General features: G+C 70.1%; 23 protein-coding genes. 17 read left to right on the forward strand and 6 right to left on the reverse strand.

The window, feature by feature from the left end; genetic code table 11:
* Positions 1-2: 2 nt before the first annotated feature.
* The 10 genes from bcsZ (at position 3) to KR541_RS06855 (ending at position 13,833) form a co-directional block, all read left to right on the forward strand.
* A complete protein-coding gene (gene bcsZ, locus KR541_RS06810; RefSeq protein WP_050018043.1) occupies positions 3-1,232 on the forward strand; it encodes a cellulose synthase complex periplasmic endoglucanase BcsZ in 1,230 nt (409 codons plus the stop codon).
* A complete protein-coding gene (locus tag KR541_RS06815) occupies positions 1,217-5,125 on the forward strand; it encodes a cellulose synthase subunit BcsC-related outer membrane protein (protein ID WP_216089463.1) in 3,909 nt (1,302 codons plus the stop codon). The genes bcsZ and KR541_RS06815 overlap by 16 nt, the downstream gene beginning before the upstream one ends.
* Before the next feature lie 9 nt (positions 5,126-5,134).
* Entirely contained in the window at positions 5,135-7,114 is a 1,980-nt protein-coding gene (gene bcsE / locus KR541_RS06820) for a cellulose biosynthesis protein BcsE (protein ID WP_216089464.1), read from the forward strand.
* Positions 7,111-7,356, forward strand: coding sequence for a hypothetical protein (locus KR541_RS06825; RefSeq protein ID WP_124631958.1), 246 nt, complete (start codon positions 7,111-7,113; stop codon positions 7,354-7,356). Before bcsE ends, KR541_RS06825 begins: the two co-directional genes overlap by 4 nt.
* On the forward strand, positions 7,353-8,132 hold the full coding sequence (bcsQ, locus tag KR541_RS06830) for a cellulose biosynthesis protein BcsQ (protein WP_089488345.1): 780 nt from the start codon (positions 7,353-7,355) through the stop codon (positions 8,130-8,132). Before KR541_RS06825 ends, bcsQ begins: the two co-directional genes overlap by 4 nt.
* Positions 8,129-10,666 (forward strand): UDP-forming cellulose synthase catalytic subunit, encoded by a 2,538-nt coding sequence (gene bcsA / locus KR541_RS06835; RefSeq protein ID WP_050018048.1) that lies wholly within the window; start codon positions 8,129-8,131, stop codon positions 10,664-10,666. The genes bcsQ and bcsA overlap by 4 nt, the downstream gene beginning before the upstream one ends.
* Positions 10,667-10,693: 27 nt before the next feature.
* A complete protein-coding gene (gene bcsG / locus KR541_RS06840) occupies positions 10,694-12,250 on the forward strand; it encodes a cellulose biosynthesis protein BcsG (protein WP_050018049.1) in 1,557 nt (518 codons plus the stop codon).
* On the forward strand, positions 12,232-12,429 hold the full coding sequence (locus tag KR541_RS06845) for a hypothetical protein (RefSeq protein ID WP_050018050.1): 198 nt from the start codon (positions 12,232-12,234) through the stop codon (positions 12,427-12,429). Before bcsG ends, KR541_RS06845 begins: the two co-directional genes overlap by 19 nt.
* A gap of 197 nt (positions 12,430-12,626) precedes the next feature.
* Entirely contained in the window at positions 12,627-12,947 is a 321-nt protein-coding gene (locus KR541_RS06850; RefSeq protein ID WP_050018051.1) for a hypothetical protein, read from the forward strand.
* Between the two features lie 130 nt (positions 12,948-13,077).
* A complete protein-coding gene (locus KR541_RS06855; RefSeq protein ID WP_050018052.1) occupies positions 13,078-13,833 on the forward strand; it encodes a hypothetical protein in 756 nt (251 codons plus the stop codon).
* A gap of 43 nt (positions 13,834-13,876) precedes the next feature.
* Here KR541_RS06855 and KR541_RS06860 read toward each other — a convergent pair whose 3' ends face one another.
* From KR541_RS06860 to KR541_RS06875, 4 genes are read right to left on the reverse strand one after another with little or no spacing between them, the layout of a single operon-like run.
* Complete coding sequence (locus KR541_RS06860; RefSeq protein ID WP_124631955.1) at positions 13,877-14,758, reverse strand: pirin family protein; 882 nt, start codon at positions 14,756-14,758, stop codon at positions 13,877-13,879.
* Positions 14,759-14,802: 44 nt separating this feature from the next.
* Complete coding sequence (locus KR541_RS06865; protein WP_050018054.1) at positions 14,803-15,195, reverse strand: OsmC family protein; 393 nt, start codon at positions 15,193-15,195, stop codon at positions 14,803-14,805.
* Positions 15,196-15,243: 48 nt separating this feature from the next.
* Positions 15,244-16,824: a cation:proton antiporter gene (locus KR541_RS06870; protein ID WP_089488347.1), complete on the reverse strand. Its 1,581-nt coding sequence runs from the start codon at positions 16,822-16,824 to the stop codon at positions 15,244-15,246.
* A gap of 25 nt (positions 16,825-16,849) precedes the next feature.
* Positions 16,850-17,110, reverse strand: a complete 261-nt coding sequence (locus KR541_RS06875) for a XapX domain-containing protein (protein WP_050018056.1) — start codon at positions 17,108-17,110, stop codon at positions 16,850-16,852.
* A 277-nt stretch (positions 17,111-17,387) separates the two neighbouring features.
* On the opposite strand from KR541_RS06875, the gene KR541_RS06880 reads away from it, so the two are divergent.
* Positions 17,388-18,074 (forward strand): hydrolase, encoded by a 687-nt coding sequence (locus tag KR541_RS06880; protein WP_124556706.1) that lies wholly within the window; start codon positions 17,388-17,390, stop codon positions 18,072-18,074.
* 75 nt (positions 18,075-18,149) lie between these two features.
* Here the strand turns inward: KR541_RS06880 and KR541_RS06885 are convergent, their stop codons facing one another.
* On the reverse strand, positions 18,150-19,073 hold the full coding sequence (locus tag KR541_RS06885; protein ID WP_089488349.1) for a LysR family transcriptional regulator: 924 nt from the start codon (positions 19,071-19,073) through the stop codon (positions 18,150-18,152).
* A 99-nt stretch (positions 19,074-19,172) separates the two neighbouring features.
* Here KR541_RS06885 and KR541_RS06890 point away from each other — a divergent pair, with 99 nt between their 5' ends.
* From KR541_RS06890 to KR541_RS06915, 6 genes are read left to right on the forward strand one after another with little or no spacing between them, the layout of a single operon-like run.
* The gene (locus tag KR541_RS06890) at positions 19,173-19,340 is read left to right on the forward strand and encodes a DUF1427 family protein (protein WP_050018059.1); all 168 of its coding nucleotides are present in this window, start codon (positions 19,173-19,175) and stop codon (positions 19,338-19,340) included.
* A 19-nt stretch (positions 19,341-19,359) separates the two neighbouring features.
* Entirely contained in the window at positions 19,360-21,252 is a 1,893-nt protein-coding gene (locus KR541_RS06895; RefSeq protein WP_216090234.1) for an amidohydrolase, read from the forward strand.
* 1 nt (position 21,253) lies between these two features.
* Entirely contained in the window at positions 21,254-21,706 is a 453-nt protein-coding gene (locus tag KR541_RS06900) for a DoxX family protein (protein WP_089488351.1), read from the forward strand.
* Positions 21,707-21,732: 26 nt separating this feature from the next.
* Complete coding sequence (locus KR541_RS06905) at positions 21,733-22,647, forward strand: VOC family protein (protein ID WP_216089465.1); 915 nt, start codon at positions 21,733-21,735, stop codon at positions 22,645-22,647.
* The gene (locus tag KR541_RS06910) at positions 22,644-23,342 is read left to right on the forward strand and encodes a YoaK family protein (protein ID WP_050017613.1); all 699 of its coding nucleotides are present in this window, start codon (positions 22,644-22,646) and stop codon (positions 23,340-23,342) included. The genes KR541_RS06905 and KR541_RS06910 overlap by 4 nt, the downstream gene beginning before the upstream one ends.
* Positions 23,339-24,841: an alginate export family protein gene (locus tag KR541_RS06915; protein WP_050017612.1), complete on the forward strand. Its 1,503-nt coding sequence runs from the start codon at positions 23,339-23,341 to the stop codon at positions 24,839-24,841. The genes KR541_RS06910 and KR541_RS06915 overlap by 4 nt, the downstream gene beginning before the upstream one ends.
* A 121-nt stretch (positions 24,842-24,962) precedes the next feature.
* On the opposite strand, the gene KR541_RS06920 is transcribed toward KR541_RS06915, so the two are convergent.
* Positions 24,963-26,549, reverse strand: coding sequence for an acid phosphatase (locus KR541_RS06920; protein WP_050017611.1), 1,587 nt, complete (start codon positions 26,547-26,549; stop codon positions 24,963-24,965).
* Positions 26,550-26,643: the final 94 nt, after the last annotated feature.

Below are 26,643 nucleotides of genomic sequence, written 5' to 3' on the forward strand. Positions count from 1 at the left end.
GGATGGCGCGGGCAATGACGAAGCGACGGGCAACGCAGCCGGCGCGGCGTGTCGGCGCGATGCTCGCGCTGGCGGTTGCGGTGACGTGCGCGGCGGCCGGCATGGCTACGCGCGCGCACGCCGCGCCGGCCGGTGCGGCCGATGCGGCGGGCGCGGGATGCGGCGCGGCGTGGCCGCGCTGGGACGCGTTCAAGCGCGATTTCATCTCGGCCGACGGCCGCGTGATCGACGTCGGCTCGGCCGATTCGCGCACGGTATCGGAGGGGCAGGCGTATGGACTGTTCTTCGCGCTGGTCGCGAACGACCGGCGCATGTTCGACACGATCCTCGCATGGACCGAGAACAACCTCGCGCAGGGCGACCTGAGCGCGCACCTGCCCGCGTGGCTGTGGGGCCGTGCGCCCGACGGTGCGTGGCGCGTGCTCGACGCGAACGCGGCGTCGGACGCCGACCTGTGGATCGCGTATGCGCTCGTCGAGGCCGGGCGGCTGTGGCGCGAGCGCAGCTATACGGCGCGCGGTGCGCTGCTCGCGAAGCGCGTGCTCGACGACGAGACGGCGACCGTGCCGGGCCTCGGCCTCACGCTGCTGCCGGGGCCGACCGGGTTCAAGCTCGCGAACGGCCAATGGCGCGTGAATCCGAGCTATTCGCCGCCGCAGGTGATTCGCGCGCTCGGCGCGCGGCTGCCCGACGACCGGCGCTGGGCCGCGCTCGCCTCCAGCACCGCTCGCGTGCTGCTCGACACCGCGCCGAAGGGCTTCTCGCCCGACTGGGCGTTGTATCGCGCGGGCAAGGGCTTCGGGCCCGATCCCGACACGCACGCGGAGAGTGCGTACAACGCGATCCGCGTGTACCTGTGGGCCGGCACGCTCGACCGCGCCGATCCGCTTGCCGCGCCGCTGCTCGCGAAGTTCGCGCCGTTCGCCGACCATATCGCCGCGCATGGCGCGCCGCCGGAGAAGGTCGATACGACGACGGGCGTCGCGGGGCCGAACGACGGCAACGGCGGTTTCTCCGCGGCGGCCGTGCCGTTTCTCGACGCGCGCGGCCAGCATGCGCTCGCGGAGGCACAGGCGGCCCGCGTCGATACGCTCGCGCGCCAGTCGGCGCCCGGCTATTACACGAGCGTGCTGACGCTGTTCGGCCTCGGCTGGCGCGACGGCCGTTACCGGTTCGGGGCGGACGGCACGCTCGACACCCGCTGGGGAGGCCGTTCGTGCGCCGCCCGCTGAAGCGCGCCGCGCCGCACGTCGCGGGATTCGCGTGGCTCGCGTCGTCGGTGTGCGCGGCGGCGCCGGGCGCTGCGACGGGCACGGCGATCGCGAACCCCGCGACACCGGCGACCTCGGCCGCCGCCGATGCGCGGCGCGAGCTCGACACCGCGCGAATGTGGGGCACCAAGCATCGCGACGATCTCGCCAGCGATGCGTTGCGCAAGGGCCTGCTGATCGCGCCGGGCGACCCCGAACTGCTGGCCGAACAGGTGCGCGTGCTGCTGCGGCTCGGCGACGCGAAAGGCGCGCAGGCGTCGCTCGCGCGGCTGCAGGCGCAATCGCCGAATGCGCCTGCCACGCGGCGGGTGGCCGACGAATACCGCGTCGCGACGAGCGGGCGCGGCGAGATGGCGCAGATTCGACTGCTCGCGCGCAGCGGCCGCGCCGACGAGGCGGCCCGGCGCATCGTCGCGCTGTTTCCGAACGGCGCGCCGTCGGGCGCGCTCGGCGCCGAGTATTACCAGATCGTGTCGAACGCGCCGGGCGGGCGGGAGCCGGCGATCGCCGCGCTGCGCCGCGCGATCGCCGCCGATCCGCGGGACACGAGCGCGTCGGTCGCGCTCGCGCGGCTGTTGAACCAGCGCGACGACACGCGCGCGGAAGCGAACCGGATCGCGTCGTCGCTCGCGAAGCGCGCCGACGCGGACCATACGGAAGCGATGGCGCTGTGGCGGCGCGTGCTGCAGTCGGCCGGCAGCGATCCCGCGTATCTCGATGCGCTGCATGCGTATCTCGCGCTCGCGCCGGACGACACCGAATTCCGCGATCGTGCGGCCGGCCTCGACCGGCAGCGCGACGCGCAGCGCCGGCTCGAACGCGATCCCGACTACATCGCGCAGCAGCGCGGGCTGCAGGCGCTCGCGCGCGGCGACCTGGCCGCCGCCGATCCGCTGCTCGCGCGCGCCGCGCGGGCGCGCTCGGACGACGCCGATGCACTGGGCGGGCTCGGCCTGCTGCGTCTGCGCGAAGGGCGGCACGACGAAGCGCGCGCGCTGTTCGCGCGGGCCGCGGCGCGTGCGACCGACCAGCGCGGCAAATGGCAGGGCCTCGCGCGGACCGCGCAGTTCTGGGGGCTGCTCGCGCAAGGCCGCGAAGCGGCCAGCGCCGGGCGAGCGCAGGATGCCGAGCGCGCCGCGCGTGCGGCGCTCGCGATGCAGCCGGACAACCCCGACGCGAAGCTGCAGCTCGCCGATGCGCTGCTCGCGCAGCGCGACTGGGCGCAGGCGGAGCCGTTGCTGCGCGGCTTGCTGGCCGCGCGTTCGCCGAGCGTGTCGGCCGTGCGCGACACGGCCACGCTGTATGAAAACACCGGCCGCGCGGACCGGATCGGCCCGCTGCTCGACGCGCTGCAAGGGCGCGTGACGGGCGCCGACGATCGCCGTACGCTCGACGGCCTGCGCGGCGACGTGCTCGCGAACGAAGCGCGTGCGCTGGCCGACAAGGGCGCGCGCGGGCCGGCCGCGCAACGCTACGAGGCGGCCGTGCGCGCGGCGCCCGACGCGCCGTGGACGCGCTTCGCGCTCGCGCGCCTCTATCGCGACATGGGGCTGCCGCAGCTCGGCCGCACGGTGATGGACGACGGGCTCGCGCGCAGCGACACGCCCGAGATGCGCTACGCGAGCGCGCTGTACCGCAACTCGATCGACGATGTCGCGGGCGCGCAGGCCGCGCTGGCGCCGGTCGACGATGCGCACCGGTCGGACGGGATGCGGGCGCTGGCGCGCAAGCTCGATGCGCAAAGCGCGCTGGCCGACGCACGAAGCGCGCATGCACGCGGCGACCGCGCGGCCTTTGCCGCCACGCTCGCGCACGCGCAGGCGAGCGCGCCGGACGATCCCGACATGCTCGCGGCGATCGGCGCCCAGTGGATCGACGCGGGCGAACCGGAGCGCGGCCTCGCGCCGCTGCGCGACTGGATCGCCGCGCATCCGCGCGAAGCCGACGCGGACGTGCGCTTGCGCTACGGCGACCTGCTCGGCAGCGCGGGGCGCGACGAGGCGCTCGCCGCATGGCTCGACATGCTGCGTCGCGACCCGTCGCTGACGCCCGCGCAGACGGCGCGACTGGAGGACCAGTCGCTGCGGCTCGTGCTGCGGCAGACCGACGACGCGATCGCACGACAGGACTATGCACGGGCGCGCACGCTGCTCGATCGCGCGAGCCCGGCCGGCCGCGCGGACAAGCGTTACGCGCTCGAACGCGCCGATCTCGAACGCGCGCAGGGCCATTACGACGCGGCGCGCGACGCGCTCGCGCCGGTCGTCGCGCGTACGCCGGACGATGCCGATACGCAGCTCGCGCTCGCCCGGATCGACGAGGACAGCGGCAACCGAGCCGCCGCACGCGAGCGCGTGCAGGCCGTGCTGGCGCGCACGCCGGACGACGATGTCGACACGCAATTGTCGGCGGTGCGCCGCCTGAACGCGCTGCGCCGCCCGGACGAAGCCGCGCAGGTGACCGACCGGCTGCAGGCCGCGTATCCGGCGCGCGCCGACGTGACGGTCGCGGCCGGGCGCGTGGCCGAGGCGCAAGGCCGCTACGACGATGCGGCGTCGCTGTACCGGCTGTCGCAGTCGCAGGAACGCGCGACGGGCGTGAGCCCGGGCCGCGACGGGCTCACGCCCGCACAGGCCGCGTTCGCGGACCTCGCACAGCGACGCAATCCCGAGATCGAGACCGGCTGGATACCCGCGTACAAGTCGGGCGACGAAGGCATCTCGTCGTATCGCGCGCAGCAGGTGCCGATCTACATGCAGATGCCGATCCGCTACGACGGGCACGTGTTCGCGCAGATCGACACCGTGCATCTCGATCCGGGCACGCTCGATACGAGCGACCCGAACGCGTATTCGCTGAAGACGTTCGGCACGTATGCGGGGCTCAGGGCGCCGAACGGGCTGCCGCCGCCGTTCCAGCCGAATCCGCAGGCCGCCGCGCTGCTCGCGAATCCGTCGGGCTCGCTGCACCAGTCGACCACGGGCGTCGCGCTCGGCGCCGGTTACCTGTCCGATGCATGGCGCTTCGATCTCGGCACGTCGCCGCTCGGCTTCCCGGTGCATTACCTGGTCGGCGGCATGCACTACCGCTTCGACGCGGGCCCCGCGAGCTTCTCGGTGAACGCGTCGCGGCGGCCGGAAACGAGCAGCGTGCTGTCGTACGCGGGGATGCGCGACCCATGGACCGGCGCGGTGTGGGGCGGCGTGCGCCGCGACGGCGTGAACCTGCGCGCGTCGGTCGACGTCGGCCGCACGAACCTGTTCGCGGAACTCGGCGCGGGCGTGCTGTCGGGCCGCAACGTCGAACGCAATGCGGAAGTCACGCTGCGCACCGGCTTCACGGTGCCCGTCTACGAGCGCGCGACGATGAAGGTCAGCACCGGGCTCGTCGGCAATGCGTGGCACTACGCGCAGAACCTGCGCTACTACACGTACGGGCAGGGCGGTTACTACAGCCCGCAGCGCTATCTGTCGCTCGGCGTGCCGATCGAATGGGCCGGGCGGCACGATGCGCTGTCGTGGGACCTGACCGTCACCGGCGGGATCTCCAACAGCTACGAGAAGGATTCGCTGTATTACCCGACGCTCTCCGGCCAGCGCGCCGCGCAGGTCGCGGCCGGGTTCGTGTACGCGGGCAGTTCGACGCGCGGCGTGTCGTTCTCGTACGGCGTGAACGGCATCGTCGAATATCGCGTGAACCCGCACCTGAGCGTCGGCGCGCAGTTGCAGATCGACCGGTCGCACGACTATGCGCCGAGCTCGGCGCTCGTGTACCTGCGCTATGCGTTCGATGCGCGCGCGCCGCGCAACTGGCTCGTGACGCCGACGCCGGTGCGGCTTTATTCGGATTACTAGGGGACTGCCGTGAATACGGAATTCGATGCCACCCGCTCCGCGTCCGGCGCTGTCAGCCTGGTCGATCGCCTGCGCGCGCTGCTGCGTGTGGGGTCGGCGCGCGGCCGCGCCGGCGCATTGAGCCGGCTCGCGATCGACGGCCTGCCCGATACCTGGACGCAACTGGAGGCCGGCGGTCTTTACGCGATCTACGCGGCCGGCGGCACGCCGGGATGCGACGCGCTGGTGTGGGAAAGCGCGCGCCAGGCGCGCACGCGCGACGTCACGATCGTGCTCGCGCGCGATCCGGCGCGCGTCGCCGCGCACATGGCATCGCTCGGCTTCGCGGGCGGCGCGCAGCCGGCCGGCTGGCCGCGCAACCTGAACGTGCTGGCGATGCCGCCGGCGGCCGAGCCGGCCGACGCCGGTGCCGACGCCGGTGTGATCGCCGCTGCGCCGCGCGGCGTGGCGCCGGGCCCGTTCGCGCGGCTGACCGGCGGCTTGCGCGCGATGAAGCGCTACGGGCTGCATGCCCGTTCGCTGTATTTCGTCGAAGGTGCGCAGCGCTGGTTCAGTTGGGACGATCCGGTCGCGCTCGCGGATGAAGCGCACGCGCTGGCCGACTGGTGCCGCACGCGCCGGATCGCGCTCGTGCTGCTGCTCGATCCCGAAGCGACCCGGGCGGGCGACGACGCGCGCGCCGACGATGCGCCGCTCGTGCGCGACGCGGATCGTACGCCGCGCAGCGGCTTCCACGGGATCTGCTCGGGCGTCGCGCAGTTGCAGCGCACGCACGGCGAGCTGCTGTGGGTCGTCGATTTCTGGCGCGCGGGCGACACGCTCGCGGCCGGCGAGGTGCGCCCGCTGCGCTTTGCGCCGGGCGGCCGGCTGTCGGCGAGCGTCGATGGCGGCGCGACCGAACCGGCGCGCCGGATGAAGCTCGCGAGCGACGAGGATCGCGTGGTGGTCAGCCGCGCGGTGCTCGACGGCGCGAGCCGCGTGCCGGACGGCTGGGAGATCGTCGACGACAACGCGGCCGTCGTCGCCGCGTGCGCGAGCGCGCAGGCCGCGACCGCGGTGCTCGTGTTCCGCTCGCATGCGCAACTCGAAGCGCTGTGCGCGGACGTGCACGCGCTGCGCCGGCAGTGCGGCGGCGCGCTGAAGATCGCGGTCGTCGAGCGTGGCGAGGTGCTGCGCCACCAGTTCGAGGTGCTCGTGCTGAGCGTCGGCGCGAACCGCGTCGTCGCGCGCGACTTGCCCGTCTCGCGGATGCAGGCCGCCGTGCATGCGCTGCGCGGCCAGCTCTACGCGCGGCCCGTCGCGGCCGACTATCGCGCGGCGCTCGCGGCCGCGCTCGGCGATTCGGTGCTCGGCTATCTGCCGGTCGGCACGTTCTGCCGGCGGATTCGCGCGGTGCTCGACCGCGGCGCGGTGCTCGCGCTGCCGCACACGCTCGCGAAGCTCACGCTGCTGCCGGGCGTGTCGCACGTCGACGCGCTGCGGCACTGCCGGCCGCGCCGCGCGGGCGACGTCGTGACGGCCGATGCAGGGCATCTGTTCGTGTTCCTGTTCGCTTGCGAGCCAGTGGACGCCGACGATGCGCTCGCGCGGATCTTCGACGTGCCGGTCGATACGCTGTCCGATCGCGTCGTGTGCCTCGGCCAGGGCAGCATCGACACCGAGCTCGACGCGCTGAAGGCCGAGAACCGGCGCGCGCCGATCGCCGACTACAGCGACCTGTTCGCGGCGCCGCAACCGGCCGCCGCCGCGCGCGCGGCGCCTGCGCCGGCTGGTCCCGGCACGGCGTTGCCCGACGCGAGCGAGGTGAGCGACGCGATCGAGGCGATCGATACCGTCATCGCGCTCGACGCGATCGGCGTGCCGCAGGCATCCGCGTCCGGCGTCATCGACGCCGTCGACGCGTCGCCGTCGCAACCCGTCATTCCCGCCGCGCGTGCGCGCGGCGCCGTCCGCAGCGCGATGCCGCTGCGCAAGCAGGAGGACGCATGATCGCCGAACTCGTCATCGGCTTCATCGTCGGTGTCGCGATCGCGGTGCCGGTGTGGATCGTCGCGCAGCACCTGGGCATCGGCCGCGGCTTCCACGCGCCGCGCGGCATCGACCGGCGCGACGCGGTGCCGTGCGAACTCGTGCCGGTCGCGCTGCGCGGCCGCCTGCTGCCGGATGTCGGCGGCGAAGAAGCCGACGAACGCTACGAACGCCACGAACGCGACAGCAAGGCGGCACGATGAAGACGATCGCCCTCACGTCGACGACGGGCGGCGCGGGCCGCACGACGCTGGCCGCCGCGCTCGCGGTGCTGCTCGCGCGCCGCGGCCGGCCGGTCGTCGCCGTCGAATTCGATGCACAGAACCTGATGGGCGCGACGCTCGGCCTCGATACGCTGGCCGAACACGGTCTCGCGCACGGCCTGCTCGGCGGCGCCGAACCGTGGCACGCGCACACGTGGCGCAACGCCGACGGCGTGCTGTTCGTGCCGTACGGGCAGGTCGATGCGGCCGGCGCCGCCGCGTGCGATGCGCGGCTCGCTGCCGATCCGGCCTGGCTGTCGCGCGCGCTCGACGAGATCGCGCTGCCGGCCGACGGCGTCGTGCTGGTCGACACCGCGCGCTATCCGTCGCCGCAGGCCGAGCAGGCGATTCGCCGCGCGGACCTGACGCTCGTCGTCGTGCCGCCGGAGCCGGTCGCGTGCGCGACGACGGCCGCGCGGCTCGGCGCGCTGCGGGCCGGCCGCGGCGAACTGCAGATCGTCGTGAACCGGCTGAACCCGGCGCGCGACATGCAGCGCGACGCGCTGGCGATGCTGCGCGCGGTCGCGGGGCCGGCGTCGATGCTCGAGCAGCGCATCCACGTCGACGCGGCGGTGCCCGAAGCGCTCGCGCGCGGCAGCTGGATCTTCGACGATGCGCCGTATTCGCAGGCGTCGCACGACCTGAACGGCGTCGCGAACTGGGTCGACACGTGGCTGACGGCGGCCGTCGCCGGCCGCGCGGGAGGCGTGCGATGAAGGCCGCGCTCGCGTCGCGACTGCGCGCGTTCGGCCGTCGCGCGGCCGACTGGTGCGCGCGCGGCATCGGGCTGCCGGCGGAACGCACGCGGGTGGACTGGTTCGTGCGGCTGTTCTTCCACGCACCGCCGCCCGGCCGCCCCGATCATGTGCGCCGCTGGGTGCGCGTCGCGTTCCTGCGGCTCGCGTACGACTGGGGCGTGCTGCAGCCGCTCAGCGTGCGCGAATGGCTGTGGCGCGCGATCGTGCGCGCACCGCGTGCGGCCGACGGCCGGCCCGCGCGCGATCCGCTCGCGTGGTTCGACACGTTCGTCGTGCCCGTCTATGTGGCCGGCCGTGCGGTCGGCCGGCGCCTCAATGCGCTGCTCGAGCGCCTGCCGTGGGGGCGCTGGGGCGGCTGGCTCGATGCGCGCGCGAACGGCGTCGGCCGGCGCCCGTGGCTCGCGCCGCTGCTGCTCGTCGCCGGCGCGGTGCTGTGGGCCGCGGCCGGGATGTCGCCGCTGATGCCCGGCGCGCAGTTCGCGTTCTTCGCGATCGTCGCGGTGCTCGCGCTCGCGCTGCGCCGCCTGCCGGGCCATCTGCCGACCCTCGCGCTCGCGTCGCTCGCGCTGCTGGCCACGCTGCGCTACGTGTGGTGGCGCACGACGCAGACGCTCGACTTCCGCAGCCCCGTCGAGGCCGTCGCCGGCTACCTGCTGTACGGCGCCGAAGCCTATACGTGGATGATCCTGCTGCTCGGCTTCGTGCAGACCGCGTGGCCGCTCGACCGGCCGATCGTGCCGCTGCCCGACGATCCGGACACCTGGCCGACCGTCGACGTCTATATCCCGACCTACAACGAGCCGCTGTCGGTCGTGAAGCCGACCGTGTTCGCCGCGCAGAGCATCGACTGGCCGAGCGCGAAGCTGCGCGTGTACCTGCTCGACGACGGCCGGCGCCCCGAGTTCGCGGCATTCGCGGCCGAGGCCGGCATCGACTACCTGACGCGCGACGACAACCTGCACGCGAAGGCCGGCAACATCAACCGCGCGCTGCCGAAGACGCATGGCGACTACATCGCGATCTTCGACTGCGATCACGTGCCGACGCGCTCGTTCCTGCAGACGACGATGGGCGTGTTCCTGCGCGACCCGAAATGCGCGCTCGTGCAGACGCCGCACCATTTCTTCTCGCCCGATCCGTTCGAGCGCAATCTCGGCACGTTCCGCGAGGTCCCGAACGAGGGCAACCTGTTCTACGGTCTCGTGCAGTCGGGCAACGACCTGTGGAACGCGACGTTCTTCTGCGGATCGTGCGCGGTGCTCAAGCGCAGCGCGCTGGAGGAGGTGGGCGGCGTCGCGGTCGAGACCGTGACCGAGGACGCGCACACCGCGCTCAAGCTGCATCGGCGCGGCTATACGTCGGCGTACCTGCCGACCGTGCAGGCGGCCGGCCTCGCGACCGAAAGCCTCGCCGGCCACGTGAAGCAGCGCACGCGCTGGGCGCGCGGGATGGCGCAGATCTTCCGGATCGACAACCCGTTCCTCGGGCGCGGGCTCGGTTTCATCCAGCGGATCTGCTACGGCAACGCGATGCTGCATTTCTTCTACGGGATTCCGCGGCTGGTATTCCTGACGATCCCGCTCGCGTACCTGTTCTTCCACCTGTACTTCATCAACGCGTCGTCGTTCGCGCTCGCGAGCTACGTGATCCCGTATCTCGTGCTCGCGAACGTCGCGAACTCGCGGATGCAGGGGCGCTACCGTCATTCGTTCTGGGCCGAGGTCTACGAATCGGTGCTCGCGTGGTACATCGCGCTGCCGACCACCGTCGCGTTCTTCAGCCCGAAGCACGGCAAGTTCAACGTGACCGACAAGGGCGGCAAGATCGACGAAGGCTACGTCGACTGGTCGACGTCGAAACCGTATCTCGTGCTGTTCGCGCTGAACGTGCTCGCGATCGTCGCCGGCCTGTGGCGGCTCGTGGCCGACCAGGGCGACGAGGCGTCGACGATCCTGATCACGCTCGGCTGGACCGTCTACAACCTCGCGATGCTCGGCGCGGCGCTGGCCGTCGCGCGCGAGACCAGGCAGGTGCGCGTCACGCATCGGATCGCGATGCGCGTGCCGGCGATGCTGCTGCTCGCCGACGGCTCGACCGCCGCGTGCTTCACGAGCGACTACTCGACCGGCGGCCTCGGGCTCGAAGCGGTGCCGGGGCTGCCGCTCGCCGTCGGCGACACGCTGACGGTGTGCGTGACGCGGGGCGACCGCGCGTTTCCGTTCCCGGTGCGCGTGACCCGTGCGACGCCGACCCATGTCGGCGTGAGCTTCGAGGAACTGACGCTCGAGCAGGAGCGCCAGCTCGTGCAATGCACGTTCGGCCGCGCGGATGCGTGGCTCGACTGGCACGAAAGCGCGCGGCCCGACACGCCGCTCGGCGGGCTCAAGGAAGTGCTGCGGATCGGGCTGGACGGTTATGTACGAATGTGGAAGGGTGCGGCGCGCGGCGTGCAGGCCATGCTCGCGCCGAAACTCGATCGCGCGCGCGACTGACGCGGCGCGCATCATGGAGTGGGTTAGATGACGTTCTGGAATCTGTATTTCATCCTGAAGTTCGCGCTGTTCGCGACCGGGCGCCTGCAGCCGTTCTGGCTCGCGAACCTCGCGTTCGCGGTGGCGCTCGTGGCGAGCGCGCCGATCCGGTCGCGCGCGTGGCGCATCGTCCGGCAGGTCGTGGCGATCGCGATCGCGGTGCCGCTGCTCGCGCGCGAGCTGCATGCGCCGCCGCTCGCCCGTCTCGCGGAGGCCGCGCGCGAGGTCAGCACGTTCCGTCTCGACTACTGGATGGAGCTGTTGCCGCGGCTGCTGCCGCCCGTGCTGGCGCTGACGATCGTCGGCGTGCTGATCGTCTATTTCATCGTCAATCGCTGGCTGCGCGTCGCGACGTTCGTGGTGGCCGTGCTGATCGTGATGCCGCTGTGGCAGGCCGGCAGCGGGCTGATGGCGCGCGTCGCCGCGCCAGCGCAGCCGCAGGCGAACGCGGCGGGCGCCACGCGCGTCGACCAGCCTGAGGATCACAACGCGGCGCTCGCGACGTTCCGCGCGCAGGAGTCGCAGCGGCAGGTCGCGTTCGGCCATCTCGGCAGCGATCCGGCCGCGCAGTTCGACGTGATCGTGCTGCACATCTGCTCGCTATCGTGGGACGACCTCGATGCGGCGAAGGTGCGCAACCATCCGATGCTGAGCCACTTCGACTACCTGTTCACGAACTTCAGCACGGCCGCGAGCTACAGCGGCCCGGCGGCGATCCGCGTGCTGCGCGCGAGCTGCGGGCAGGAAGCGCATGCGGACCTGTACAAGAGCGCGCCGCAGCAGTGCCATCTGTTCTCGCAACTGGCGGGCGCCGGCTACACGGTGCAGTCGCTGCTGAACCACGACGGCCATTTCGACAATTTCCTGCAGGTGATCCACGACAACATCGGCGTGGCCGATGCGCCGATGATCTCGAACGCGGCCGCGCCGGTCGCGATGCATGCGTTCGACGGTTCGGCGATCAAGGACGACTACTCGACGCTCGCGAACTGGTACGCGCAGCGCGCGGCGGTGCCGGGGCCGGTCGCGCTGTACTACAACACGATCAGCCTGCACGACGGCAACCGTGTCGTCGGCAGCGCGCTGACGAGCATCGACTCGTACCCGCAGCGCGCGACGAAAATGATGACCGACTTCGACCGTCTCGCCGACCTGATCGCGCAATCGGGCCGCCGTGCGGTGATCGTGTTCGTGCCCGAGCACGGCGCCGCGTTGCGCGGCGACAAGAACCAGGTCGCGGGGCTGCGCGAGATTCCGACGCCGCGCATCGTGCACGGGCCGGTCGGCGTGCGGCTCGTCGGCTTCACGGGCAACCACGGCGCGACGACCGTGATCGACCAGCCGACCAGTTTCCTCGCGCTCGCGCAGTTGCTGTCGAATCTCGTGTCGAACAGCCCGTTCAAGCCGGGCGCGACGCTCGCGCAATACGCGGCCGATTTGCCGCGCACGCGGATGATCGGCGAGAACGAGGGCACGGTGACGATGCAGACGGCCGCGGGTTACGCGGTGAAAACTCCGGACGGCGTATGGATCGACGAACAGTGACGATTTCCGGCGAAGGCGACGACGATCGCCTGTCGCAACCGAACGACGTGATCGGCCTCGCGCGGCATCTGCCCGCGCTCGATCCCGAGCGCTACGTCGACGAACAGGCGCGTCGCGCGTTCGACGCGTCGCTCGATCGCTGGCCGACGCTCGCGAAGCTGATGGGATTGAAGGCCTGAAGGAACAGCGGCCCGGCGGGAGATCCCCCGATTTTAATCAGGCGTGGTTGACACGAAACTAGACCGGTCTATATCATTTGGCGAAGTCCATCGGGCATACGTTCCAGGCTGTTTCGGCTATTCCATCGAATAGCCGCGCGAGCAGCGCGTATGTTTATTCGATAAATAGGCGATAAAAGTCAAATAATGGAGGGTTTATGCGTTCGGCAAGCGCTATTCTCGTCGGGCTGACGGTATTGCTGGTGTCCGGCTGCGCGGGTATCGCGGGCAGCACCAACATGCTGACCGACGACAAGATCAAGTCCAGTACGGCCGGCACGCTGGGGTACTCGCCCGATGAACTCGTCATCGTCAATCGCCGCACCGAAGGGACGAATACCTACGTCAACCTGAAAGCCAGGGACGGCAAGGAGTTCGCGTGCACGATCAACGGCGGCAATCTGCTGTCTTTCGGCATGACGAACCCGCCGGTTTGCAATCGCAAGGGGCAGCCGCGTCAGGGCGGCCCGTTCTCTTGAACGTAAAGGTCGTACGGTCGGGCTCTGACCGGCGCCGTCGCCAGGGCGGTCCGGCGATCCGCGTCGCAGCTGCCGGTGCCGGTCACCGCAGATTCATTGGGTGTTTGTCTCGTATCGGTTGGGGGCTGCCATGTCGTATCACATTCGGATCGCGTTTCGAACGGCAGGGCTGTGCGCGGCCATGGTCGCCGCGCTGTCGGGGTGCGCAGGGATGTTGAACGCATCGTCCGGCCCGCAGCCGGAACGCGTGGCGGCGCAGAAGGAAGACGGCGCACGCTATACCCAGACGCTGACGTCGTTCATCGCGCTGGTGTCGAGCGCCCAGGCCTCCACGCCCGACAGTCGCGCCAGAATACTCGACGCTTACCAGCGCGTCCTGTATCAATACTCGGTGGCCGCCGTGAGCTGGGTGCGGCTCGTCCATCCGTCGCTGCAGCCGCTGCCGCCGTCGCTGCAGCCGCTTCCCGCGCCGACGGGCACGCCCACGACGGCCGAGGTCGATCGCGGCTATGAACACGCGCTCGAGATGCGGGTGGCGATGTGGGATATCGGCGAGGCGGCGATCTGGGGGAAGACCTCGAAGATGTCGATCCCCCGCTACCGAGGCACCGCGCCTGCCGTGCCGGTGCCGCCGCCGCTGCCGCCATTCCAGGACGCGCGCGATCCCCGGTATGCGAGGCTGGTTGCGCTGACGAAGCAGGCGGACGACGCGCAGCGCGCGTCGATCGAGCAACAGCGGCAGGTAGAGTCCAAAGCGTTGGCCAACGCGCTTGCCATGGCGAGGGCCGTGCCGTACTCGCCGCCGCAAGCGCAGGCGCAGCCTCGGCAGGAACAGCGCTGGTGTACGCAGTCGGGTGGCGGGGTCGTGGGCCTCGTGCCATGCTGAGCGCGCATCGCCGGGCGGCCGTGGCCGCCCGTTGCGCGTGGCGTCATGCCTTGCGTTCCGGCTGCCGCGTCCATTCGTTTTCTTCGCCCGGCACCTTGCCGAACGTCTGATCGGCCCACGCGGCACGCGCCGCATCGATCTTCGCGCGTTCGCTCGACACGAAATTCCATTCGATGAAACGCTCGCCCGGCAGGTGCGCGCCGCCGAGCAGCATCACGCGTGCGCCGTTCGTGCTGGCCAGCGCGACGGTCGCGCCCGGTTCGAGCACGGCCATCGTCGCGGGGGCGAGCGGCGTGCCGTCGATGCCGAGGTCGCCGTCGACGAGATATACGCCGCGTTCGTCGTGCTCCGCATCGAGCGCGAGCTGCCCGCCCGGTGCGAATTCCGCATACGCATAGAGCGTCGGCGAGAACACGGCGACCGGCGACGCGTGCCCGAACGCGGTGCCCGCGATCACGCGCACGGTCACGCCGTCGCGCGTGAACGACGGCAGCGTGTCGGCCGCATGGTGAACGAACGCGGGCGTGGTGTCTTCGTGCTCGACCGGCAGCGCGACCCAGGTCTGGATCCCGTGCACCGGCTGCTCGCGCGGCCGATCCTCGTCGGGCGAGCGCTCCGAATGCACGATGCCGCGGCCGGCCGTCATCCAGTTCACGTCGCCCGGCACGATCTTCTGCCGGAAGCCGAGGCTGTCGTGATGCATCAGCGAGCCGTCGAACAGGTAGGTGACGGTCGCGAGCCCGATGTGCGGATGCGGCAGCACGTCGATGCCGCGGCCGGCCGGCAGCATGGCCGGGCCCATCTCGTCGAAGAAGATGAACGGGCCGACGAGGCGCGCGGCGCGCGCGGGCAGCACGCGGCGCACGACGAGGTTGCCGATGTCGCTTTCGCGCGGCGTGAGCAGGGTCTTGATCGAGGCGGACATGACGGGAATCTCGTGACGGGGGCGGTGGCGGTGACGGGAGGTACTCAGGCGATCGCCGTGTCGATCGCGATCGGGTGCGTGAGGATCTTGTGCACCGGGCACGCGTTCGCGATCTGCAGCAGGCGTTCACGCTGCTCGTCGGTCAGGTTGCCGTCGAGCGTGATGCGGCGCACGATCGTGCTGCCCGCGCTGCCCGATTCGTGCGCGAGCTTCACGTGCACTTCGGCGAGCGGCCAGCCTTTTCGTTGCGCAACCATCTTCAGCGTGATCGCCGTGCACGCGCCGAGGCTCGACAGCAGCAGGGCGACGGGCGTCGGCGCCGTATCGCCGCCGCCGAGCGACGCGGGTTCGTCGGCGCGCCACTGGTGGACGCCGTCGGTGAAGTGGACGAGGTAATCGACCGGGCCGATGCTCGCTTCGACGGTGAGTTCGCTCATTGAAATTCCAGGTGGGGAAAGGGGGCGGGCCTGCCGGCAGGCCGGACGTCAGGGTTCGAGCAGGCGCTGCAGCCGCAGCTCCTCGAAATCCAGTTCGGATTCTATGCGGTGCAGCACCGCGTCGTCGACCCGGCCGTCGCGATGCAGGCCGAGCAGCGCGTCGCGCGACACGCCGACGAGTTCGAGCTCGACGCGCAGCATCCGCGCGCGCACGTCCGCGGGCTCCGCGCCGTCGCGGTGCGCGCGTTCGTTGAACGCGACGCGGCTGCGGTATTCGGTCAGCAGCCGGTCGAGCGATGCGCGTTCGAGGCCGGCGCCGCGCTGCTCGCGCGCGTCGAGCTCGGCAAGCGCCGCGCCGAACGTGTGCGCGCGCACCGCGTGTTCGGACATCGTGCGGCGCGCGGCCGGGCGCAGTTTCAGCACGCGGATCAGCGGCGCGAGCGTGCCGCCCTGCACGACGAGCGTCGCGATGATCAGCAGGAACGTGCTGAACAGGATCAGGTCGCGGCCCGGGAAATTGGCCGGCAGCGCGATCGCGGCCGCGAGGCTCACGACGCCGCGCATGCCCGACCAGCCGAGCACGACGGCTTCGCGCCACGACCACGCCGCGCGGCCCGCGCGCCGCGCGCGCAGGCGGCCCGGCAGCCACATCGCGACGAACACCCACACGATGCGCGCGCCGATCGCGGCGGCCGTCGCCGGCAGCGCGACCCGCAGGCCGGCCATCAGCACCGCGCCTTCGTGGTTCACGCCCGCGAGGATCGCGTGCAGCGCGAGGCCGATCAGGATGAACACGAGCGCGTCGAGCACGAACACGATCGCTTCCCACGTCGCCTTCGCCTTGATCCGCATGTCGGCGCCGAACACGCGGTGCTGGCGCACGCCGAGCACGAGGCCGCAGGTGACGACCGACAGCACGCCGGAGCCGTGGACGGCTTCCGCGATCCCGTAGCTGCCCCATGCCATCGCGAACGTCACGACGATGCCGAGCATCGGCTCGCGCAGGCGTTGCAGCACCCAGCACATCGCATGGCCGCACGCGAGGCCGACCGCGATGCCGATCAGCGTGAGCGAGAAGAACAGGCCGGTCGCGCTCGCCGCCGTGATCGATACGGCGAGCGCGGCCGACACGGCCATCTGGTACAGCAGCAGGCCCGATGCGTCGTTGACGAGGCTTTCGCCTTCCAGCACCGCGACGAGCCGCGCGGGCAGCGGGTGGCGCTGCAGGATCGCCTTCGCGGCGACCGCGTCGGGCGGCGACACGATCGCGCCGAGCGTGAAGCACGCGGCCCACGGCAGCGCGGGATTCGCCGCATGCACGGCGAGCGCGACCGCGACGGTCGTGAACGCCACGGCCCCGAGCGCGAGCGACGCGATCGAGGCGAGCTCCTGCCGGAATTCCTTCCAGGCGGTATAGAACCCGCTCGACATCAGCAGCGGCGGCAGCACGGCCGCGAGCAGCAGCGCCGGGTCCATGTCGGGCACGCGCTTGCCGGCGACGGCGACCACGCAGCCGCCGAGCAGCAGCACGACGGCCGGCGGAATCGAGATTCGCTCGGCGAGCCAGGTGAGGGCGCCCGCGCCGCAGATCAACAGCAACAGGTAATGGAACAGCTCGACGTTGGTCATGCGTGGCCGGCGGCGATGGGGTGGATCAAGAAGGCTTGCGGTCGTTCGCGGCGCCGCCCGGCAGCGCGCCGAACATGTGCTGGCTGCACTTCGCATCGCGCCATGCGGTGTTCAGCCGATGGCCGGACAGCATGCGCCGCGCGACGGGCAGGATCTGTTCGCCGGCCAGCATGCCGAGCAGGCCGACGAGCGCGATGACCGGCGGCGCGGGCGAGTTCACGCCGATCGCGCCGTAGATGACGCCGGCGAGGATGCCGGCGAGCAGCGACAGGACATACGGTTTCATGGTGGTGCGCCTCGTGATGGCCGAGCGGCACCGGAACGGCGCCGTCAGAGTCTTGAAAGCGTATCGGGTTTGCGTGAAGAAAAAAAGGGCGGGCGGCCCCGAACGGACATCCATTCGGGAATCGGATCGATTCCATTCCTTGGGTGTTCGCGCCGCGCGTTTGCGGCTTAAATGTGTCGGCCCGGATGATGACGATCCGGCGCCGACGCATTCCGGGCGCCTCCCGTTTTCACGGTCGAGGCGGGCCCCCTTTTTCCGTTCACAGGACCCATCCGCCATGAGCAACCCGAAACTTGAGGTACTGACGCCGCAGAACAGCCAGCTGATCTTCATCGATCAGCAGCCACAGATGGCGTTCGGCGTGCAGTCGATCGATCGCCAGACGCTGAAGAACAACGTCGTCGGGCTCGCGAAGGCCGCGAAGGTCTTCAACATCCCCACCACGATCACGACGGTCGAAAGCGAGAGCTTCTCGGGCCACACGTATCCCGAACTGCTCGACGTGTTCCCGAACCAGAAGACGCTCGAACGCACGTCGATGAACTCGTGGGACGACCAGAAGGTACGCGACGCGCTCGCCGCGAACGGCCGCAAGAAGGTCGTCGTGTCGGGCCTGTGGACCGAAGTCTGCAACACGACGTTCGCGTTGTGCGCGATGCTCGAAGGCGACTACGAGATCTACATGGTCGCCGACGCATCGGGCGGCACGTCGCAGGCCGCGCACGACTTCGCGATGCAGCGCATGGTGCAGGCCGGCGTCGTGCCGGTCACGTGGCAGCAGGTTCTGCTCGAATGGCAGCGCGACTGGGCGCGCCGTGACACCTACGATGCCGTGGTTGCGATCGCCAAGGAGCATTCCGGCGCATACGGGATGGGCATCGACTACGCGTACACGATGGTCCACAAGGCGCAGCAGCGTACCGCGACGCCGCACGAGTCGATTCCGGCCGTGCCGGCGAAGTAACGGGCCGCCGGCCGCGATCGCCGCGATCGCCGCGACGGTTACTGCGGCGATCGCGTGCCGTCGGCCGTCACGCGTTCAGGCGGCGGGCAGCGCCCACGGCGCGCGCGAGAAATGTTCGGCGAGGAAATCGAGCAGCACCGTCACGCGCGCGGCGCGCAGCATGCCGGGCGGCGTGACGAGGTTCACGTTGATGTCGGCGATCTTCCAGTCGCTCATCACTTCCTCGAGCGCGCCGCGCTGCAGTTCGTCCCACACCAGGAACTCGGGCTGCAGCGCGAGGCCGTGACCGCCGACGAGCGCGGGGAGGATCACGTCCGCATTGTTCGTGCGAATGCGACCGTGCACGTTCACCCCGACATCCTCGCCGGATGCCGAATGGCGGAAGCGCCAGTGCTCGGGCGTCGGCAGGTTCGTATACGTGAGGCACACGTGCTGTTCGATGTCGCGCGGATGCGTGGGGCGGCCGCGCCGGTCGAGATACGCGGGCGACGCGACGAGCGGCCGGCGCACCGCGCAGAGGCGACGCGAGCGCAGCGTCGAATCGCTCAACTCGGCGATGCGGATCGCGACGTCGAAGCCGCCGGATACGATGTCGACGATGTGATCGGTGAGCACGAGATCGATGTCGACGTGCGGATAGCGCTCGAGAAACGCGGGCAGCACCGGCGACAGATGGTGCAGCCCGAACGACATCGGCGCGTTCACGCGCACGAGGCCGTGCGGTTCGAGCGCTTGCGCGGTGGCCTCGTTCTCGATCAGTTCCGCGTCGGCGAGCAGGCGGATCGCGCGGTCGCGCAGCAGTTCGCCGGTCGGCGTGAGCGACAGCTTGCGCGACGTGCGGTACAGCAGCATCGCGCCGAGGCGCTTTTCGAGGCGCGCGATCGCTTTCGACACGGTCGGTTGCGAGACGCCGAGCAGCTCGGCGGCTTTTGCGAACGAACCGGTCTCCGCGACGCGCGCGAAGATGGCCCAGGCCTCGAGATCAGGAAGGTGTTGCATGGTCGGAACGGATGGCAGGGAAGCGAAACGGATGCGAGGGGAGCGTAGCATGCGGCCGATGCGATGCGGATCATTCTAATCCGGCCGGGAGAAATCGTTATGGAATCTTATCTAGTTTCATTGGGCGCCGGCGTGCTGATCGGCGTCGTGTACAGCGTGATCAAGGTACGCTCGCCTGCGCCGCCGCTGATCGCGTTGGTGGGCCTCGCCGGCATGCTGGTCGGCGTGCAGGCCATCGCGCCGGTTCGTCACTGGCTCGGCTTCTGACCGCATCGAGGAGATGTCAATGAGCGCAACCGATACTCAACCCGATCTGATCCTGCACAACGGGCACATCACGACGCTCGACCGCGCGAACCCGGTCGCGACCGCCGTCGCGATCAAGGACGGCCGCTTCGTCGCCGTCGGCAGCGAAGCGGACGTGATGCCGCTCGCGGGCCGCGCGACGAAGGTGGTCGATCTCGGCGGCCGCGGCGTGCTGCCGGGTCTGATCGACAACCACTGCCACGTGATTCGTGGCGGACTGAACTACAACATGGAACTGCGTTGGGACGGCGTGCCGTCGCTTGCGCTCGCGATGGAGATGCTCAAGCAGCAGGTCGCGATCACGCCCGCGCCGCAGTGGGTGCGCGTGGTCGGCGGCTTCACCGAACATCAGTTCGTGGAGAAGCGGCTGCCGACGATCGACGAACTCAATGCGGTCGCGCCGGACACGCCCGTGTTCATCCTGCACCTGTACGATCGCGCGTTGCTGAACGCGGCCGCGCTGCGTGTCGTCGGCTATACGAAGGACACGCCGGAGCCGCCGGGCGGCACGATCCTGCGCGATGCCGCCGGCAACCCGACCGGCCTGCTGCTCGCGAACCCGAACGCGACGATCCTCTACGCGACGCTCGCGAAGGGGCCGAAGCTGCCGTTCGAGTATCAGTACAACTCGACGCGCCATTTCATGCGAGAGCTGAACCGGCTCGGCGTGACGGGCGTGATCGACGCGGGCGGCGGGTCGCAGAATTACCCCGACGATTACGAAGTGATCCGCAAGCTGCACGACGCGGGCGAGATGACGATCCGGATCGCGTACAACCTGTTCACGCAGAAGCCGAACGCGGAGAAGGAAGACTTCGTGAACTGGACGAAGAGCGTCAAGTATCACGACGGCACCGACTACTTCCGCAACAACGGCGCCGGCGAGATGCTGGCGTTTTCCGCGGCCGACTTCGAGGATTTTCGCGTCGCGCGTCCGGACCTGCCCGCGCAGATGGAGGACGATCTCGAAGGCGTCGTGCGCGTGCTCGCGGAAAACCGCTGGCCGTGGCGCATGCACGCGACCTATGACGAAACGATCAGCCGCGCGCTCGACGTGTTCGAGAAGGTCAACGAGGACATTCCGCTCGAAGGGCTGAACTGGTTCTTCGATCACGCGGAAACGATCACCGAGCAATCGATGGACCGGATCGCCGCGCTCGGCGGCGGGATCGCGGTGCAGCACCGGATGGCGTACCAGGGCGAATACTTCGTCGAGCGCTACGGCGCGCAAGCCGCGGAGGCGACGCCGCCGGTCGCGAAGATGCTCGCGAAGGGGCTCAAGGTGTCGGCCGGCACGGACGCGACGCGCGTCGCGTCGTACAACCCGTGGGTATCGCTTGCGTGGCTCGTGACGGGCAAGACGGTCGGCGGCATGCGCATGTATCCGCAGCGTAACCTGCTCGATCGCGAAACCGCGCTGCGGATGTGGACCGAGTATGTGACGTGGTTCTCGAACGAGGAAGGCAAGAAAGGCCGGATCGCGGTGGGTCAGCTTGCCGACCTGGTGGTCCCCGATCGCGATTTCTTCGGGTGCGCGGAGGACGATATCGCCGCCACGACCGCATTGCTGACGGTGGTCGACGGGAAGATCGTGTGGGGCGCGGGGCCGTTCGCGTCGCACGACGCGCCGATTCCGCCGGCGATGCCGGACTGGTCGCCGGTGCGCGAGTTCGGCGGCTATGGCGGCTGGGGCGCGACGCAACGCAACGGCGCGCCGCTGCAACGTGCGGCAGCGGCCGCCGCGATGTGCGGCTGCGCGAACGAATGCAACCTTCACCAGCATGCGCACGCGAGCGCATGGGCAAGCACGTTGCCGACGTCGGATGCGAAGGGCTTCTGGGGCGCGTTCGGCTGTTCGTGCTGGGCGATCTGACATGACGACGCGCACCGTCTACCGCACCCCCGCGTGGATCCGCGCGCTGCTCGCGCAACCATGGGTCCTGCCGCTCGCGCGCGTCGCGCTGGTGTCCGCCTATCTGCTCGGCGGCGTCGCGAAGGCGCTCGACTTCTCCGCCGCGGTCGCGGAGCAGGCGCATTTCGGCCTGCAGCCGGCCGCACTGTGGGCGGCGCTCGCGATCGCGGTCGAGATCGCGGGCTCGCTGTGCGTGGTGTTTCGCCGTTTCACGTGGCTGGGCGCCGGCAGCCTCGGCATGCTGACGCTCGTCGCGATGGTCGTGGCGAACGATTTCTGGAACCGTTCGGGTGCCGAACACTTCATGGCGCTCAACAGCTTTTTCGAGCATCTCGGGCTGATCGCGGCACTCGTGCTCGCGACCGTGCTCGACGATGCGCGGCAATCGGCCGATGATGGCCGTTCCATTCGATGACGATGCAACAACCAGGAAACCCTGTGATGAAATCCGTTCGTTCCGTGCTGCTCGCCGCGATGCTCGCGGGCGGCCTGGCCGTCACCCCCGTGACGTTCGCGAAACCGCCGGCGCCGCCCGCGGTCGTGCCGACGGTGGCGGTCGGTCCGCAGTACGACACGACGCACGTGTGCGTCGCACCCGAAGACTTCGATCGCTTCACCGACAGCTTCGTCGCGACGTTCGGCGGCAAGAAGTCGAAGCAGGGCGTGTTCCAGGTCACGCCGACGCCGAGCCAGACGATGTCGCAACTCGTGCTGACGCCGGTCGGCACGATTTCGGTGTTCGGCTTCAAGACGCCGATCCCGTATCCGTTCTGCGAGGAACGCACCGGCTATCTCGTGACCGACATGGACGTCGCCGTGAAGTCCGCACGCGAGCACGGTGCCGATGTGATCGTCGACACGTTCCCCGATCCGATCGGTCGCGACGCGATCGTCACGTGGGCGGGCGGCGTGAACATGCAGCTGTACTGGCACACGCAGGCGCCGAATTACGACGCGCTGCAGACCGGCCCCGAAAACCGCGTGTACGTGTCGCCGCAAAGCGTCCGCAAATTCGTGCACGACTTCGTCAAGTTCTCGAAAGGCAAGGTGGTGTCCGACAACCTGAAGGCGCCGGGCATCGAGATCGGCCGGCCGGACGATACCTACCGCCGGATTCGCATCGAATCCGGCTTCGGCAAGATGACCGTGCTGGTGACCGACGGCCATCTGCCTTACCCGTTCGGGCGCGAAATGACCGGCTACGAAGTCGCCGATCTCGCGGCGACGCTGAAGCAGGCCGAAGGCGCGGGCGTGACGGTCCTCGTGCCGCCGTTCAAGTCGGACGGCCGCGACGCGGCGCTCGTGCAGTTCCCGGGCGGCTACGTCGCCGAAATCCACGCGAGCGTAGCGCGATGAAGCACGAGGACACGATTCTCGCCGCGGTGGCCGGCTTCGTCGACACGCTGAGCTTCGTCGCGCTGTTCGGGCTGTTCACCGCGCACGTGACCGGCAACTTCGTGCTGATCGGCGCGGGCCTCGCGGGCTTCGGGCAGGGCGTCATACTGAAGCTCAGCGTGTTTCCGGCGTTCGTATGCGGCGTGATCGCGAGCAGCCTGATCGCGCGGTCGATGGCCGCGCGGCCCGCGTGGCAGGGCACGCGCGTGCTGCACACGGTGCAGGCCGTGCTGCTGCTCGGCTTCTGCGCGGCCGGCGTGTGGGCGACGCCCGTCACGCAGCCCGACAGCGTGGCGGCGCTCGTGGCCGGCATCGTCGGCACGTTCGCGATGGGCGTGCAGAACGCGCATCCGCGCGTGATCGCGCGCACGGGCGGCGTGCCGAACACGGTGATGACCGGCAACGTCACGCAGGCGATTCTCGATGCCGTCGACATGCTGTCGCCCGGCACGGCGGACAGCGTGCGCGCCACCGCACGCGCACGCTTCGCGAAGATGCTGCCGGCGATCGTCGCGTTCGCGCTCGGCGCGGCGGGCGGTGCGCTCGGGTTCCGCTACGTCGGGTTCCTGGCGCTGCTGGCGCCCGTCGGCGCGCTCGCGACGCTTGCGCTGTGCGCCGCGCAAGCGGCCGGTACCCCGACGCAGGAGCGTGCATGATCGAGCGGCGCAGGCGACGCCACGGCCGCCGCTTCGAGCGGGCCGCGCGCGCGTCGATTGTCGCGGGCCTGCTGTGCGCGGGCGCCAACGCGGCGTTCGCGGAAACGGCGGCTGCGTCGACCTCGACTTCGACGCAAGAACCGGCGCCGGCCTCGACGTCCACGGCGACCGCCGCATCGACGTGCACCGCCAAACGCCCGACCGTCCTGTTCAACCGTTGGCAGGAAGACTGGTCGGTGCTCGCGAGTCCCTGCGTGCCGCACGAGCCGCTCGACGGGCTCAAATACATCCCGCTCGGCCACGATCCGCGGTCCTATCTGTCGCTCGGCGTGAACCTGCGCGAGCGGCTCGAGACCAACGACGCGCCGCTGTTCGGCATCGGCGCCGCGCAATCGGATACGTACGTGATCCAGCGCGTCGAAGTGCACGCCGATGCGCATCTCGGCCCGCATTGGCAGTTCTTCGCGCAATTGCAGGACGCACGCGCGTTCGGCAAGAACACGGTGTCGCCGGTCGACAAGAACCCGCTCGATCTCGAACAGGCGTTCGCGACCTACACGGGCGCGCTCGGCGGTGGCACGGTCAAGTTCCGCGTCGGTCGGCAGGAGATGGCGTTCGATTTGCAGCGCTTCATCGCCGCGCGCGACGGCCCGAACGTGCGGCTGGCGTTCGATGCGGTGTGGGCCGATTACGAATACGGCAAGTGGCGCTTCATCGGCTATGCGACGCAGCCGGTGCAGAACCGCGACGCGTCCGATTTCGACGACGTGTCGAATCGCGACCTCACGTTCAGCGGCGTGCGCTTCGAGCGACAGTCGGTCGGGCCGGGCGACCTGTCCGGCTACTGGTCGCGCTACAACCGCAGCAGCGCGCGTTTCCTAGATGCGAGCGGCCCCGAGCATCGCGACGTATGGGACGTCCGCTACACGGGCACGCACGGGCGCTTCGACTGGGATCTCGAGACGATGCTTCAGACCGGCACGGTCGGCAACGCCACGATCGGCGCGTGGGCCGTCGGTTCGATCGCCGGCTACAGGCTCGACGCGCCGTGGTCGCCACGCATCGCGCTGCAGGTCGACGCGGCGTCGGGCGACCGGCATCCGCACGACGGCCGCGTCGGCACCTTCAATCCGCTGTTTCCGAACGGCTATTACTTCACGCTGGCCGGCTATACGAGCTACGCGAACCTGATTCACGTGAAGCCGTCCGTGACGCTGAAACCGTCGGCGAACCTGTCGCTGCTCGGCGCGCTGGGCTTCCAGTGGCGCGAGACGACCGGCGACGCCGTCTATCAGCAGCCGAACATCCCGGTGCCGGGCACGGCGGGCAAGGGCGGGTTGTGGACGGGGATGTACGTGCAGTTGCGCGCGGACTGGACGATCGCCGCGAACCTGATCGGCGCGGTGGAGGCCGTGCACTTCCAGGTCGGCGACGCGATCCGGCAGGCGGGCGGGCACAACGCCGATTACGTCGGCGTCGATCTGAAGTACGGCTGGTGACGGCGGCGCGCGGCCACCCGCACGCGGCATGAAAAAGGGCAGCCCCGTGAACTGCGGGGCTACCCTTCGTTCGTCCGGGCCGGTAGCATGGGCCGGCCCGTTCGCGGTGACGGCGATGCCGTTACAGGTTCGGCGACAGCGCGAGCGCGTTCGTCAGGTCGCCCATCGGCTGCGCGCCGTTCGCCTTCAGCGCGTCGTCGCGCTGCTGCAGGCCCGCGAGGCGCGGCAGCGAGAAGCGGCGCGTGATGAAGCGCAGGATCGAGCCCGTGTCGTACTGCGTGTGGTCGACGAAGCCCTTCTTCGCATACGGCGACACGATCAGCGCCGGAATGCGGGTGCCCGGGCCCCAGCGATCGGCATTCGGCGGCGTCGCATGATCCCAGAAGCCGCCGTTTTCGTCGTACGTGACGACCACGACCATGTTCTTCCATTGCGGGCTGGCCTGCAGGTGCGCGATCACGTCGGCGATGTGCTGATCGCCGGACGTGACGTCCGTGTAGCCCGGGTGCTCGTTCAGGTTGCCTTGCGGCTTGTAGAACGTGACCTGCGGCAACGCGCCCGCATCGATCGCCTTGATGAACTCGGCGCCGTTCGCGCCGCCGTCGAGCAGGTGCTGCGCACGGCTCGCGGTGCCCGGCGCCTGGTTCGCGAAGTAATTGAACGGCTGGTGGTGCGGCTGGAAGTTCGGCGTCGACAGGTCGGCGCCGTAGATCACGTTCGACGTGCCGTTCTGGCTCGCCTGCAGCGCCTGGCCCCACGCGCCGGAATACCACGCCCACGACACGCCCGCGTTGGTCATCAGGTCGCCGATGTTGGTCGCCGTCTGCGGCGGCATCGTCGACGGATTGGCCGGGTCTGCGAGCAGCGGGTCGCCGCCCGCGGCCGCCTTGTTGCCGCTCGGCTGATACGCCGGCTGCATCGTGTTGATGCCGTAGAAGTCGGGCGTCAGCGCGCCGTCGTTGACGAACTTCGGCGGGCCGCTCAGCGCGGAGGCCGGCGAGTTCGTCGCGACCTTCAGCGACTTGCCGTCGGCGTTCAGGACTGCGATCTTGCCGGCCGCCGGGCTCTTGTCGGCGTTCGGGTAGTACGGCGCGCACGCGCAGACCAGGTACTGGTGGTTCAGGAACGAACCGCCGAACGCGCCCATGAAGAAGTTGTCGGCGAGCACGTACTGCTGCGCGATCTTCCACAGCGGCAGCTTCGACGGATCGGCCGTGTAATGGCCCATCGTCAGGCCGCCGGCATCGGTCCATGCGGCGTACATGTCGTTCTTGCCGCCGTTGATCTGCATCTGGTCCTGGTAGAAGCGGTGCACGATGTCGCGCGTCGCGATGCTCATCGACTGGTTGAAGCCTTTCGGATCGTCGATCGCGAACGGCGCGTTCGGCAGGTTCGCCGTCATCGCCTCGGTCACCGCCGGCGTGATGCCGGTCGCGGTCAGGCCGCCCCAGATCTTCGGCAGCGTCGCCATCGTCGAGCCGTCGCGGTCCTTCTGCACCGAGTTCGCGGCCGTCGCGTTCTGCAGACCGTTCGCGCCCGGGAAGTTGCCGTACAGGTTGTCGAAGCTGCGGTTTTCCGCGTAGATCACGACGACGTTCTTGACGGCCGACAGGCCCTGTTGCGTAACGTCGTCGCCGCCGCAGGCGGTCAGGCTGAGCGCGGCCGCGAGGGCGATCGGCGTGTAGCGAATCCAGGCGTGCTTCTTCATGCGATGTTCTCTCTCATTCGTCGTTGGTCGCGTGTGGGAACCGGGTGGCGGAAGGGCCGGCGCACGAACCTCGCGGTACCGCCCGGCTGCGCGC

Source organism: Burkholderia sola, assembly GCF_905400185.1.
Classification (GTDB): Bacteria; Pseudomonadota; Gammaproteobacteria; order Burkholderiales; family Burkholderiaceae; genus Burkholderia; species Burkholderia sola.

Coding starts and splice junctions, on each gene's coding strand:
- bcsZ (WP_050018043.1), top strand. CDS start 3: ATGGCGCGGGCAATGACGAAGCGACGGGCAACGCAGCCGGCGCGGCGT.
- KR541_RS06825 (WP_124631958.1), top strand. CDS start 7,111: ATGATCGCCGAACTCGTCATCGGCTTCATCGTCGGTGTCGCGATCGCG.
- bcsQ (WP_089488345.1), top strand. CDS start 7,353: ATGAAGACGATCGCCCTCACGTCGACGACGGGCGGCGCGGGCCGCACG.
- bcsA (WP_050018048.1), top strand. CDS start 8,129: ATGAAGGCCGCGCTCGCGTCGCGACTGCGCGCGTTCGGCCGTCGCGCG.
- bcsG (WP_050018049.1), top strand. CDS start 10,694: ATGACGTTCTGGAATCTGTATTTCATCCTGAAGTTCGCGCTGTTCGCG.
- KR541_RS06845 (WP_050018050.1), top strand. CDS start 12,232: ATGGATCGACGAACAGTGACGATTTCCGGCGAAGGCGACGACGATCGC.
- KR541_RS06850 (WP_050018051.1), top strand. CDS start 12,627: ATGCGTTCGGCAAGCGCTATTCTCGTCGGGCTGACGGTATTGCTGGTG.
- KR541_RS06855 (WP_050018052.1), top strand. CDS start 13,078: ATGTCGTATCACATTCGGATCGCGTTTCGAACGGCAGGGCTGTGCGCG.
- KR541_RS06860 (WP_124631955.1), bottom strand. CDS start 14,758: ATGTCCGCCTCGATCAAGACCCTGCTCACGCCGCGCGAAAGCGACATC.
- KR541_RS06865 (WP_050018054.1), bottom strand. CDS start 15,195: ATGAGCGAACTCACCGTCGAAGCGAGCATCGGCCCGGTCGATTACCTC.
- KR541_RS06870 (WP_089488347.1), bottom strand. CDS start 16,824: ATGACCAACGTCGAGCTGTTCCATTACCTGTTGCTGTTGATCTGCGGC.
- KR541_RS06875 (WP_050018056.1), bottom strand. CDS start 17,110: ATGAAACCGTATGTCCTGTCGCTGCTCGCCGGCATCCTCGCCGGCGTC.
- KR541_RS06880 (WP_124556706.1), top strand. CDS start 17,388: ATGAGCAACCCGAAACTTGAGGTACTGACGCCGCAGAACAGCCAGCTG.
- KR541_RS06885 (WP_089488349.1), bottom strand. CDS start 19,073: ATGCAACACCTTCCTGATCTCGAGGCCTGGGCCATCTTCGCGCGCGTC.
- KR541_RS06890 (WP_050018059.1), top strand. CDS start 19,173: ATGGAATCTTATCTAGTTTCATTGGGCGCCGGCGTGCTGATCGGCGTC.
- KR541_RS06895 (WP_216090234.1), top strand. CDS start 19,360: ATGAGCGCAACCGATACTCAACCCGATCTGATCCTGCACAACGGGCAC.
- KR541_RS06900 (WP_089488351.1), top strand. CDS start 21,254: ATGACGACGCGCACCGTCTACCGCACCCCCGCGTGGATCCGCGCGCTG.
- KR541_RS06905 (WP_216089465.1), top strand. CDS start 21,733: ATGAAATCCGTTCGTTCCGTGCTGCTCGCCGCGATGCTCGCGGGCGGC.
- KR541_RS06910 (WP_050017613.1), top strand. CDS start 22,644: ATGAAGCACGAGGACACGATTCTCGCCGCGGTGGCCGGCTTCGTCGAC.
- KR541_RS06915 (WP_050017612.1), top strand. CDS start 23,339: ATGATCGAGCGGCGCAGGCGACGCCACGGCCGCCGCTTCGAGCGGGCC.
- KR541_RS06920 (WP_050017611.1), bottom strand. CDS start 26,549: ATGAAGAAGCACGCCTGGATTCGCTACACGCCGATCGCCCTCGCGGCC.